Annotated in this window: 9 protein-coding genes; 5 read left to right on the top strand and 4 right to left on the bottom strand. The window is 74.1% G+C overall.

Annotation, left to right across the window (positions count from 1 at the left end):
* Positions 1–121 precede the first annotated feature (121 nt).
* The 3 genes from WME83_RS21845 to WME83_RS21835 all read right to left on the bottom strand — a co-directional run bounded on the left by WME83_RS21845 (position 122) and on the right by WME83_RS21835 (position 3,492).
* Positions 122–1,093: a hypothetical protein gene (locus WME83_RS21845; protein WP_437321221.1), complete on the bottom strand. Its 972-nt coding sequence runs from the start codon at positions 1,091–1,093 to the stop codon at positions 122–124.
* A 182-nt stretch (positions 1,094–1,275) separates the two neighbouring features.
* Positions 1,276–2,802 (bottom strand): methyltransferase domain-containing protein, encoded by a 1,527-nt coding sequence (locus WME83_RS21840; RefSeq protein WP_437321220.1) that lies wholly within the window; start codon positions 2,800–2,802, stop codon positions 1,276–1,278.
* Positions 2,803–2,841: 39 nt separating this feature from the next.
* On the bottom strand, positions 2,842–3,492 hold the full coding sequence (locus WME83_RS21835; RefSeq protein ID WP_061627907.1) for a transaldolase family protein: 651 nt from the start codon (positions 3,490–3,492) through the stop codon (positions 2,842–2,844).
* Positions 3,493–3,716: 224 nt separating this feature from the next.
* Here WME83_RS21835 and WME83_RS21830 point away from each other — a divergent pair, with 224 nt between their 5' ends.
* Positions 3,717–5,267, top strand: a complete 1,551-nt coding sequence (locus WME83_RS21830; RefSeq protein WP_437321219.1) for an ATP-binding protein — start codon at positions 3,717–3,719, stop codon at positions 5,265–5,267.
* Between the two features lie 49 nt (positions 5,268–5,316).
* On the opposite strand, the gene WME83_RS21825 is transcribed toward WME83_RS21830, so the two are convergent.
* On the bottom strand, positions 5,317–6,837 hold the full coding sequence (locus WME83_RS21825) for a sigma-54-dependent transcriptional regulator (protein ID WP_437321218.1): 1,521 nt from the start codon (positions 6,835–6,837) through the stop codon (positions 5,317–5,319).
* A gap of 117 nt (positions 6,838–6,954) precedes the next feature.
* On the opposite strand from WME83_RS21825, the gene WME83_RS21820 reads away from it, so the two are divergent.
* The 4 genes from WME83_RS21820 to WME83_RS21805 all read left to right on the top strand — a co-directional run bounded on the left by WME83_RS21820 (position 6,955) and on the right by WME83_RS21805 (position 12,244).
* A complete protein-coding gene (locus tag WME83_RS21820; protein ID WP_061627909.1) occupies positions 6,955–7,815 on the top strand; it encodes an outer membrane protein assembly factor BamD in 861 nt (286 codons plus the stop codon).
* Positions 7,812–8,126, top strand: a complete 315-nt coding sequence (locus tag WME83_RS21815) for a hypothetical protein (RefSeq protein WP_020736284.1) — start codon at positions 7,812–7,814, stop codon at positions 8,124–8,126. Before WME83_RS21820 ends, WME83_RS21815 begins: the two co-directional genes overlap by 4 nt.
* A 114-nt stretch (positions 8,127–8,240) precedes the next feature.
* Positions 8,241–8,717, top strand: a complete 477-nt coding sequence (greA, locus tag WME83_RS21810; RefSeq protein WP_437321217.1) for a transcription elongation factor GreA — start codon at positions 8,241–8,243, stop codon at positions 8,715–8,717.
* A gap of 71 nt (positions 8,718–8,788) precedes the next feature.
* Positions 8,789–12,244: a sulfatase-like hydrolase/transferase gene (locus WME83_RS21805; protein WP_437321216.1), complete on the top strand. Its 3,456-nt coding sequence runs from the start codon at positions 8,789–8,791 to the stop codon at positions 12,242–12,244.
* The last annotated feature ends 30 nt before the right edge of the window (positions 12,245–12,274 follow it).

Raw genomic sequence — 12,274 nt, 5'->3', positions numbered from 1 at the left:
TTGATGACGCGGGGCATAAGGAACCCTCCGAGGAGCGCGGCCCGCAGCGCCGAGCCCGCTGGGCGCGGGCGTCAGGACGCCACGACAAAGCGTACGCTCCCCGGAGAGCCGCCCGCAAGCGCTACTGCTGGCAGAGACCGTTGATCTTGACGGCGCTCGCCGCGAACTCGCCGCCGAGCGCATAGGCGTCTGCGCAGTCGTCCGTCGCAGGCGAGTTCGTCGCGCTGCACCAGTCGCCCTTGAGCACGATCTGGCCGCTCTCGTCGCGCTTGCACGTATTGGGCTCCCCACCGGCTCCGTATTTTACGATATCGCCCGAGAGCACGACACAGAGGCTCTGCTTGACGTCGGGCACGATCACCCGGTCGACCTCCTCCAGCGTGATGAAGGCGGCGAGCTTGCCGCCGTTGATGAACGCCGGAGGGTCGCCGTCCTGGCCGGGGAGGCAGGCGTTCAACGGGTCGAGCCCCTCGACGTTGTACCGGCCGATGCAGTTGTTGTCCGCCGACAGCGTGGCGTCGGTGAGCCGCACCTGGTGCATGGGTAGGATGATCGGATCCGGGCTCGTTTCCAGGAAGATCGGGACGTTGAGGGTCTCGGCCTCGCCGCTCCACGCGCCGTCGTCGCCCAGGGGGGCGTCGATCTCGGTCGGCGCGATCTCGAACTCGCCCACGGACATGTTCGCGAAGCAGTACCCCTCGAGCGGGTCGTCCGCGATCTTCGCGCCGCCCGTGCGCAGCTTGCCGTTCGCCTTGTCGAACTCGAGCAGCCAGGAGAAGGTGCCCGTGCCGTTCAGATTACACTGGGGCAGATTGATCGTCAGGCCCTGGGCGACGAGCCGGGCGACATAGCCGATCGCGAGCACGTCGGGCTTCGTGATCGTGAGCTGCGCCATGCGCAGCCCGAACGTGGTCGCGTCCCGATTGTCATGGACGGCGACGCAGTCCGAGGCGACCGCCGTGCAGACCGGGTGTTTCTGCGAGCAGTCACTTACGGTCGCGCCGCCGGTCGCCCCCGAGGAATTCGAGCTCGTCCCGCCGCCGTCGTCGCCACCGCAGCCCGCCGCCGCGGCCGCGCCGGTCAGCGCGGACACACCTAGTACGCAAACTACCTTCTGAAACCGCATCTCGTGCCTCCTCTCGACTCGAAAGATGCCGAGTATAGGCGCCCGGAATGCGATGACCACGCGGGAGGCGGGACGCCGCACCGCGTTGTCACGGCCTCATCGCTGCTGCGCGACGAAGCGGTGATGCCGGGCGGCGCGCGCTGGGACGCCTAGCGACGCTCGTAGCGATCGCCGAGGCGGTCGCCCACGGGGAGCGCGCGCAGGAGGCGAATCAGCGTCCACACGGTGCCAGCCAGCTTGCGCAGCTTCGAGGTGCCGACGCGCTCGTTGTACTCGATCGGCATCTCCACGACGCGATAGCCGCACTTGGCCGGGAAGAGCAGCGTGTCGATGGGCAGCGCGTCCCCCTCGCCGTCGAAATCGAACGCCCGAATCACCGAGCAGCGGTAAGCGCGCATGCCGCTGTGGACGTCCGAGGTGGGGATGCCGTGCATCGCGTGCGCCATGGCGGCGAAGGCGCGGTTGGCGAGGTAGTTCGGGACGGGCATGGCCGCGGGCCTCGAGCGCGTGCGGGCGCAGTTCACCACGTCGGCGCCCTCCTCCTCGACGAGCCGCCGGAGCACCGGGATGTTCTCGGCGGGGTAGGTGAAGTCGCAATCGAGGTAGATGAGCAGCTCGCTCCGGGCCGCGGCGCTGTACATGAGGAGCTCCATCGCCGGGCCGTGGCCGCGGGGCGGCACCTGGCGGAGCACGCGCGCCCCGAGGCTGGCCGCGATCTCGGGGGTCCGGTCCCGCGTGGAGCTGTCGACGCAGAGGATCTCCGCGTCGGGCGCGGCCTTCCTGATCTCGCCGATCATGGCGCCGACGCTCTCCTCTTCGTCCATCGTGAGCATGCCGACGGTGAGCCGCATCCGGCGGGGGCGCGGCGGCTTCCTCGCGACGATCACGTGCTGGAACGCGAGGAGGCCGGGCGCGCGGCTCGCCACGACGTCCTCCAGCGGGCGGACGAGCGCGTGGTAGGCCTTGTACGGGAGCGAGCGGGCGAGATCGGTGGGGTCGTCGCCCGCGCCGAGGCCGCTCAGGATGAGCTCCTTGGCGGCGCGGACGAGCATCGGGTTCTGCTCGACGCGGAGCACCTCGAGCCCGGCCCGCTCGACGAGCCGGAGCGCCGACGCGCGGGTGAAGAAGCGGAGGTGCGAGTCGTCGAGGATGCCGCTCGGCGCGTAGTCGAACCGCCCCGCGAGGAGGCCGAGGCGCACCGGCCACGCCGCGACGTTCGGGAGCGAGACGATGACGTGGCCGTCGTCCTCGAGGTGCGGGAGGAAGCGGCAGAGCACGGCGAGCGGATCGGCGGTGTGCTCGAGGACGTCGGCGAACAGGATCAGGTCGAAGCGCCGGTCGCCGAGCGCCTCGCGCACGGCGGCGTCGCTCGTGATGTCGGCGGCGAGGACCTCGTCGAGCACCTCCCCGGCGCGCGCGCGCGACGCGGGCGCGATCTCGATCCCGGTCACGCGCGCGCCCGTGCGCTTGACGGCGGCGCCGTTGAGCCCGATCCCGCAGCCGACGTCGAGCACCGTCCGGGGCCGGCCGGCGACGGCCACGAGGGCCCGGTTCACCTCCTCGACCGCGTACTTGCGGCCGGCGGGGGCCTCCGCCGGGGCGCGGAGCGGCGCGCGCGGGCCGGCGGTGTCCTCGTCTCTCGGGTCTACGGGGGGGCGCGGCCCTCGAGCTTCCACGTCTCCTCGCGCGCGGCCGGGCTCGGCGTTCACGCGCGGCTACTTAGCACGCTTCTCCCAGGCGGCGTTGAATTCGCGGATCGTCTCCTCGGTCTTCGGGTTGTGGAGCATCTTCCGCAGGATGGCCGGCGGCACGGTCACGATATGCGCGCCGGCGTCGAGCGCCTCGTTCACGTCCATGAGGTGGCGGATCGAGCCCACGATGATCTCGGCGCGCAGCCGCTCGCGATCGAGCCGCGCGCGCGTGCGCTCGATGACCGGGGCCGCCGGGTAGCCCATGTCGCGGATGCGCCCGCTGAAGATCGAGACGTACGCGCCGCCGGCGAGGGCCGCGAGGTACGCCTGGTTGAAGCTCATCACGCACGTGACGTTGGTGCGCACGCCGCGCTTCGCGAGGGCGTGCGTCACCTTGAGGCCGACGTCGCTGAACGGCACCTTGACGCAGATCCGCTCGGGCGCCCACGCGTGGTAGCCGCGGGCCTCCTCGAGCATCGCCGCCTCGGTCTCGCTCGTCAGCTCGACCGACACCGGGCCGGCCGACGCCGAGAGCACCTCGCGGATGCGCCGCTCGAGATCGACGCACCCCGCGTCGCGCGAGAGGATGAGGGGGTTCGTGGTCACGCCCGCGAGCACGCCCCAGGAGAACATCTCCTTGATCTCGTCCGGGTTCGAGCTGTCGAGGAAGAACATGCCGCGCTCCTGAGGGCTCGCCCGAGCCCCGGCGGGGTCTAGGCCAGTTCGGCGGGACGGAGAAGGAGAAACCGTCCGCGCTGCGCGGCGTGGCGGCCCGGGCCGCCCGCCACGCGCGCACGTTACCGGCGTGAACGGCGTTGCAGTCGAGAGGAGTCCGCGCTTCATTTCGGGGAGTCGGGGATCTCCCTCCGGCTGAACGTTTCGGCACGGACAGCGCGTCGATGAGCAGCGGACGATCGTCGTCGAGAGACCCGGTGGAGCACAGCCCGTTGCTGCACAGCTCGCTGCTCGCGTCCTGCTCGCCGGCCGGGCTCTACGTGGCCTCGCTCGACGGCCGCCTCCTCGACTGCAACGAGGCGCTCGCCCGGCTGCTCGGCTACGGCTCGCGGCAGGAGGCGCTCGCGGCGGCGGATCTCGTGCTCGGCGGGTGCGTGGCGGGCGGCGCGGGCGGGAAGCCGCCGCCGGCGAGCGCGATCGAGACGTGCCTCACGCGCCGCGACGGCTCGACGGTCCGCGTGATGCGGACCGAGTCGCTCGCGGAGGGGCGCGGGGAGCGGCTCGTGACCGGGGCGATCGTCGATCTGTCGTCCTCGTGCTCCACCGAGGAGCGCCGGCGCGAGCTCTCGGAGGAGCTGCGCCAGGCGCAGAAGATGGAAGCGGTCGGGCGGCTCGCCGGCGGGATCGCCCACGATTACAACAACCTGCTCGCGATCATCCTGAACTACACGAGCCTCGTCATGGAGGAGCTCGACGAGCAGAGCCCGGTGCAGAAGGATCTCGCCGAGATCAAGGGCGCCGCGCAGCGGGCGGCGTCGCTCACGCGGCAGCTGCTCACGGTGAGCCGGCGCGGGCTCGCGCAGCCGGTCGTGCTGGACCTGCGGGACGTCGTGCGCGGCATGGAGGGCGCGCTCCGCGCCGCCGTCGGGGGCGGCGTCGAGCTCGCGATGGCGCTCGGCCCCTCGGGGTGCCGGGTGCTCGCGGACGCGGGGCAGCTCGAGCAGGTGGTCATGAACCTCGCGCTGAACGCGCGCGACGCGATGCAGGACGGCGGCCGGCTGTCGATCGAGGCGCGCGCGGTCCGCGTCGGCGCCGCGGGGGGCCTGCACGACGCGCACCCGGCGATCCCGCCCGGCAGGTACGCGCGCCTCGTCGTGAGCGACACCGGCAGCGGGATGAGCGACGACGTGCGGACGCGCGCCTTCGAGCCGTTCTTCACGACGAAGCCGAGGGGGAAGGGGGCCGGCCTCGGGCTCGCCACCGTGTACGGGATCGTCAAGCAGTGGCGCGGCTTCATCGAGCTCGCGTCCCAGCCCGGGGAGGGCACGCGCGTCGAGATCTACCTGCCGCTCTCGGCGCGGCCGTCGGCCTCGCGGCGCGGGCGCGCGCCCCACGCCGCGCCGCGCCGCGGCGACGGCGGGACGGTGCTCGTCACCGACGACGAGGACGCGGTGGTCGCGCTCGCGAGCCGGATCCTCGCGCAGCACGGCTACACCACGCTGACGGCGCGCGGCCCGCGCGAGGCGCTGCGCGTCAGCGAGGCGCAGCGCGGGCGGGTCGACCTCTTGCTCACCGACGTGCTGATGCCCGAGATGTCCGGCGGCGAGCTCGCCGAGCGCCTCGTGAAGCAGAGGCCGGACATGCGGGTGCTCTTCATGTCCGGCTACACGGGCGACGCGCTCGCCGCCCGCCCGGACGCCGCGGTGCTGGGCAAGCCGTTCACGGCCGAGTCGCTCCTCCGCGCCGTCCGCAGGGCGCTCGGCGGGGCCGCGTAGCGGCGCAGGGCCGCGTAGCGGCGCAGGGGCAAGGCCGCGGGCGCTGACGCTACGGCGCCTCGCCCCGCTTGATGCCGTAGGCGCGGATCTTCTTGTGGAGGTTCGTGCGCTCGACGCCGAGCAGCACGGCCGCGCGCGAGATGTTCCAGTCGAGGCTGGCCAGCACCTCGACGATGTAGCGGCGCTCGGCCCGATCGCGGAACTCGCGCAGCGTGAGGCGAGGGCGCTCCGGCTCGCTCCGGGCCGCGCCCGCGGGCGGCTCGGCCCCGCCGGGGGCGGGCGGCGCGCAGGGCCCCTCCCCGGCGGCGGCCTGCGCGTCGTCCTCAAACGGGTTCTCGTGCGGATCCTCCGGCAGATCGGCGATGGTGACGACGTCGCCCGAGAGGATCGCGGCGCGCTCGATGACGTTCTTGAGCTCGCGCACGTTGCCCGGCCAGCTCCGGCGCTCGAGCGCGGCGTAGACCACCGGATCGATCGCCTTCTGCTTCAGGCCGTTCTCGTTGCAGAACGCCGCCATGAACGCGTCGGCGAGGGCGCGCAGGTCCTCCATGCGGTCGCGCAGCGCGGGGCTCTTGATCGGGAACACCGCGAGGCGGAAGAAGAGGTCCTCGCGGAAGCGCAGCGCGGCGACCTCGCGCGAGAGGTCCTTGTTCGTCGCGGCGAGCACGCGGACGTCGACGTGCCGGCTGTGCTCGCCGCCGACGCGGCAGATCTCGCCCGACTGCAGCGCGCGCAGCACCTTGGCCTGGGCGGCGAGGTCCATGTCGCCGATCTCGTCGAGGAACAGCGTGCCGCCATGGGCCTGCTCGAAGAAGCCCCGCTTCGGCCCGCTCGCCCCGGTGAACGCGCCGCGCTCGTGGCCGAAGAGCTCGCTCTCGATGAGCTCGCGCGGGATCGCGGCGCAGTTGACCCGGACGAAGGGGCCCCGCGCCCGCAGCGAGAGGCGGTGGATGGCGCGGCTGATGAGCTCCTTGCCGGTGCCGCTCTCGCCGGTGATGAGCACGCTCGCCTTCGTCGGCGCGACGCGATCGATCTCCTTGAACAGCCGCTGCATCGCGGCGCTCTGGCCGATCATCTCGTAGCGCGACTGCACCTGGGCCTTCAGGTCCTCGACCTCCCGCGCGAGCCGCGAGTTCTGCAGCGCGATCTTGACGCCTACGAGGACGCGCTCGCGGTTGAGCGGCTTCTCGAAGAAGTCGCAGGCGCCCAGCTTGACGGCCTTCACCGCGTCGTTGACGGTCGCGTGCCCGCTGATCACGATGACCGGCAGCTCGCGGGTGGCGTCGTCCTGGCGCACGCGCTGGAGGAGGTCGAGGCCGTTCATGCCGGGCAGGAGCAGGTCGACAAGGGCGAGGTCGACGGGGGTGTCGCCGTGCGCGAGCAGCTCCAGCGCCGCCTCGGCGCTCGGGGCCTCGGCGACCTGGTAGCCCTCGCCCTGCAGGACGAGCGCGAGGGTGCGGCGGATGTTGCGCTCGTCGTCCACGATGAGGACCGTGGGCGAGGCGGCGCCGCCCGGGTGCAGCGTCGGGGTGGGGGCCGCCGGCGCAGGCGCTGGAGGGGAAGCGGGCATGGGCCGACCATACCCCAGCTCCCCCGGGTGCCACGACGCGGGAGCAAGGGCGCGAGCGCCCGGCCCGCGGCGGAAGCCCTGGCGCGCCGGCGCCGGATTGGGTACGAGGCGTGCACGATGAGACCCACCGCCGCTGTCCTCGCCCTCGCCGGGTGCCTCGCTGCCCTGGGCGGGCTCGTGGGCTGCGACTTCGAGCTCAACGACGGCCGCACCGCCACCCTCACGTACACCGAGGACGCGCAGGCCGCGTACAACGAGGCCATGGCCGCCTTCGAGGCCAAGGACTGGGAGGACGCGCGCGCCCTCTTCTCCGAGGTGAAGCGGCGCTTCGCGTACAGCCGCTACGCCCGGCTCGCCGACCTCAGGATCGCCGACCTCGAGTTCGAGCAGGGCAAGTACCCCGAGGCGATCTCGGCCTACCGCGCGTTCATCCAGGAGCACCGGACGGATCGGAACGTCGAGTACGCGAAGTACCGGATGGCGAAGTCGCTCTTCCTGGACATCGACGACACGGTGTTCCTGCCGCCGGCCGAGGAGCGCGATCAGGCGACCACGATCGAGGCCCACCGGGAGATCCGCACCTTCCTCCGGCAGTTCCCGCGCAGCCGCTACCGCGACGACGCGGCCTACATGCTCGAGGTCGTGACCGGGCGGCTCGTGCGCCACGAGCTCTACGTGGCGCGCTACTACCTCAAGGAGGACGTGTTCGACGCGGCCATCGCGCGGATCGACTACGCGCTGCGGACCTTCCCGGGCTCGGGGCTCGACGCGGAGGCGCTCGTCCTCAAGGGCGAGACGCTCCTCAAGATGAAGAAGCCGGACGAGGCGCGCGCCGTGTTCGAGTCGGTCATCCGGGACTTCGGCGGCCCGTTCGCGGTGACCGCGCGGCGGTTCCTCGACGAGATGGGCCCCGGCGGGCAGCGCCGCGCGCCCGCCAAGGCGGCGTCGGGCCCGGCCCGCTCGGGGCCGCAGCTGTGACGCAGGCGGTCGGGCGGCCGTCCTCCGGCGCTCGCTACGTGCTGGAGCAGGCCGACGCCGGCGGCGCGCCGGGCGAGTTCGTCTACCGCGGCGTCGTGCGGCTCCCGGACGCGGACGTCCCGGTCGAGGTGCGGCTCGCCGAGGCGACCGGCGCGGCCACGGCGACGGTGGACGCCGCGGCCGTCCCGCACGGCGGCCCGCGCCCGGAGGAGCTCTCCCGGACCGCGGCGGCCCTCGTCCGGAGCGCGACGAAGTCAGCGGACGCCCACGCGCGGCGGCCTCCGCGGAAGATCGTGCGCTGGCGGGGGTAGTCCGGCGGGGGCAGGGCAGGGCGCGCTGCGGTCCGGGCGGCCGGCGCTATCCGCGACCGGCGCGTCTCGCGCCGTCGTCGACCGGGCGGGAGCCATGCTAAAAGCGTCCCCACCATGTCCGAGAAAGTACCCATGACGCCCGAGGGGCAAGTGCGGCTCCGCGAAGAGATGCGACGGCTGAAAGAGATCGACCTGCCGCAGGTCGTCAAGGACATCGGGACGGCCCGGGAGCACGGCGACCTCTCCGAGAACGCCGAGTACCACGCCGCCAAGGAGCGGCAGGGCATGATCGTCGCCCGCATCAGCTACCTCGAGCAGACGCTCTCGCGCGCCGAGGTCATCGATCCGTCCAAGCTGAGCGGCAGCAAGGTCCAGTTCGGCGCCAAGGTCAAGCTCGCCAATGTGGACACGGATGAGGAGCAGAGCTTCCAGATCGTCGGGCCCGAGGAGGCCGATCTCAAGCTCGGGCGCATCTCCGTCGCCTCGCCGCTCGCGCGCGCGCTGCTCGGGCACGAGGTCGGCGAGGAGGTCCGCGTGATGATGCCGGCCGGGCCGCGCACGTACGAGATCCTCGAAGTCACCTACGCATGACCGATCGCAACGGGGCCGCTCCGATGCGCCCACGGGGCCATGGGGGCGCCGGCCGGCCTCCCGGGGGGTCCGTGCCCCCCGGTCGATTCGCCCACGGGAGCCGGCCTGACACGGCCGCCGCCTCGGACGGGCTCGCCGGCGCCGCGCCGGGAGCGCCCGGGCACCGGGCGCCGTCGGCGCCGCGGCTGCAGTCCGGGCCGGCGCGCGCGTCCACGCCGGCGCCGGCGCCGAGCCGCGCCACGTTCCCGAGCGGGAGCTCCGACGCCCCGCCGCGCAAGCTCGAGACCGAGATCGGGTGGCGCATGGCGGACGCCTACCTCGCGCTCGCGGCGCTCGCGCTCGCCGAGCTCCTGGTGGTCGGCGTCCTGCGGTGGCGCGAGCTGCTCGGGCCCTACGAGCTCGGCCGCGCCGTGCGCGACCTCCTGCCGCTCGCGCTCGCGGCCGCGGCGCCGTGCGCCGCCGTCCTCGGCGCGGTGCTCGAGATCGCCATGCGCGCCGAGCGCCGGGGGTTCCGCGTCGCGGCGGCGCTGCTCGCCGGGGCGTTCGGCGGCGCGGTGGCCTTCGGGGTCTCGGCCGGGCGCATGTTCGAGGGCGGCCGGCGCGCGCCGTTCATCGCGGCGCTCGCGCTCCTCGGCGCCGGCGCGACCTTCGCGGCGGCGCCGCGCGTGGCGCGCGCCCTCAAGCGGGCGCGCGCCGCGGGGGCCGGCCGGTGGCTCGTCCTCGCGTCGGCCTGCGCGGTCGTCCTGCTCGAGGTCGCGAACGTGCGCGTCCTGCCGCGCCTCTACGCCGCCTTCCACCTCGGGCTCGCGGCGCTCACGCTCGCGGCGGCGACCTTCGCGACGCCGGCGCTGCCCACGCGGCCGTCCGGCCAGGGCGACGCGCGCGACCGGCGCTCGCCGCGGCTCGTGCGCGCGGCGCTCGCCCTCGTCCTCTTCGCGTTCGGCGCCGCGCTCGCGCCCGGCGCGGCGGACCGGCTCGCGCTCGCGGACAACATCCGCCTCATCTACGCCGCGCACGGCCCGCTCCTCGGCCACGTGGTCGAGCTCGCCGCCGTGCTGTCGCCGCCCGAGCCGCTCGACGCCGCGCCGCTCGACGAGCGCGCGAGCGGCAACGCGATCGATCTGCGGGGGCGCGACATCGTGCTGATCAGCATCGACGCCCTGCGCGCCGACCACGTGGGGGCGTACGGCTACGAGCGGAAGATCACGCCGAACCTCGACCGCCTCGCGGCCGAGGGCGTGCGCTTCGAGGCGGCGTACACGCCGACGCCGCACACGTCGTACGCGGTCTCGTCGCTCATGACGGGCAAGTACATCCGCCCGCTCGTGCTGCAGGGGCTCGGGGACGACTCCGAGACGTTCGCGCAGCACCTCCGCCGCTACGGCTACAAGACGGCGGGCTTCTACCCGCCGGCGGTGTTCTTCATCGACGGCGAGCGCTTCGGCGCGCTGCGCGATCGGGCGCTCGACTTCGAGTACCAGAAGATCGAGTTCGCGAGCTCCGCGCTCCGGCTGGAGCAGGTGCGGAGCTACCTCTCCGGGCTCGGATCGGAGCAGCGCGCGTTCATGTGGGTGCACCTCTTCGAGCCGCACGAGCCGTACGAGGCGCACCCGGAGCACCCGCTCGGCGATCGCGACATCGATCGCTACGACGCCGAGATCGCCGTGGCGGACGCGGGCGTCGGCGCGATCGTGGACGAGATCCGCAAGGAGCGGCCGGACGCGGTCGTGATCGTCACGGCCGATCACGGCGAGGAGTTCGGCGAGCACGGCGGGCGCTACCACGGCACGACGGTGTACGAGGAGCAGGCGCGCGTGCCGCTCATCGTGAGCGCGCCCGGCCTGCTCTCGCCGCGCGTGGTGCGGGCGCCGGTGCAGCTCGTCGATCTGCTGCCCACGGTGCTCGCGGGGCTCGGCATCCCGCGGCCCGCGCGCGTGCGCGGCGCCGATCTCGGGCCGCTGCTCGCCGCCGGCGACGCGGCGGCCGAGCAAGGCAAGGCGGCGCCGCCGGGCGGGCCGCCCTCGCTCCCGGGCTTCGCGTTCGCCGAGACGGACACGCAGACGCTGCTCGCCAAGGGCACGCTGCGGCTCGTCTGCGCGCGCAAGATCGGCGCGTGCGCGCTCTACGACGTGGCGACGGATCCGCGCCAGCAGCAGGACATCTCCGCGCTGCGCCCCGCGGAGCTCGGCGCGATGCGGTCGGAGCTGCGCGCCGTCGAGGCGTCGCACGGGCGCTACGAGGTCCGCGGCCTGAGGAAGGAGGGCAAGGGCTGGCCCGACGCGCTCCGCCGCGGCATCGCGGGCGACGCCGACGCGGTGGTCGAGGTCGCGGCGCTGCTCGACGACGCCGACGTGGCCATCCGCCGCAAGGCGGGCGAGGTGCTCTTCGATCTGCGCCGCTCCGAGGCGGCGCCGTCGCTGCGGCTCGCGCTCGTGCGCGACGAGGACGACGAGGTGCGGCGGTGGGCGGCGCTCGCGCTCACGCGGCTCGGCGAGGGCGCGCCGCTGACGCGCGATCTCGTGGTCGATCCCGACCGCAAGTGGCGGCGCCTCGCGGCGCTCGCGCTCGCGGAGTCGGGCGATCGCCGCGGCGACGACGTGCTCGTGGCGTGGCTGCGGCAGGTGGTCCGCGGCCCGGAGCAGGACGGCGGCGAAGGCGCGGAGGCGACGTCGTTCGAGCGGGCGCGCGAGATCGTCGACGCGCTCGCGAAGATCCGGGTGAAGGCCGCGCTGCCGCCGCTCATCGCCGCGCTCGGCGACGTGCGGCTGCGCCCGTACGCCGCCGCCGCGCTCGCGGCGATCGGCGAGGACGCCGCGCGGCCGGCGCTCGCCGAGCGGCTCGGCCAGGAGCCGTACCAGACGGCGCGCGTCGCGATCGCGGAGGCCCTCGTGAAGCTCGGCGCCGGCCCCGAGCTGCGGGCGCCGCTCCTGCGCATGCTCGGCACGCCGGATCCGCTGCCCGGGGGGCTCGGGCTCGCGCTCCGGGCCGACATCCTTGACCTGCTCGGCGGGCCGCGCGAGCGCGATCTCGGCCGCCTGCGCCGCTTCGCGAAGAGCGGGGTGGGGCTCGGCGTCGTGATCCCGAAGGCGGGCAACGGCAAGGGCGTGCGCGTCCTCTGCCGCGCGCGGACCGACGATGGCCGCCCCGGCGAGGTGCGCTTCGGCAGCCCCAAGCGCGGCGCGCGGCCGCCGAAGCGGGACGGCGCGTCGCTCGTCCCGGCGAGCGCGCCGGAGCTCGACGCGGAGCGCGCGGTCACGCTCGCGATCCCCCCGGGGAGCGAGCCGACCGAGGCGTTCGCGACGCTGCCGCCCGCGGCGGGCGCGCAGCCGGGCGCTTACGCCGATTTCGTGGTGTACGCGACCCAGAACGTCGAGGTTCAGGCGTGCGCCGTCGTCCCGCTGAGCGACGAGATCCCGCCCCCGCCGCCTGCGCCCTGGTCGCCCGGCGACGCTGGCGGCGCCGGCGACGAGGCGGCGCCGCCGCCGCGCTCGGGGGACGAAGCGCCTGCGGCTCACCGGCCAGATTGACGCCGCAGGCGGCAAGACTAGAGTCCGCCG

It is taken from the genome of Sorangium sp. So ce385, assembly GCF_051474135.1.
In the GTDB taxonomy this organism is placed as follows: domain Bacteria; phylum Myxococcota_A; class Polyangia; order Polyangiales; family Polyangiaceae; genus Sorangium; species Sorangium cellulosum_D.
The sequence above is the reverse complement of the archived record's forward strand: the minus strand, read 5'-3'. Positions and strand labels throughout refer to the sequence as shown.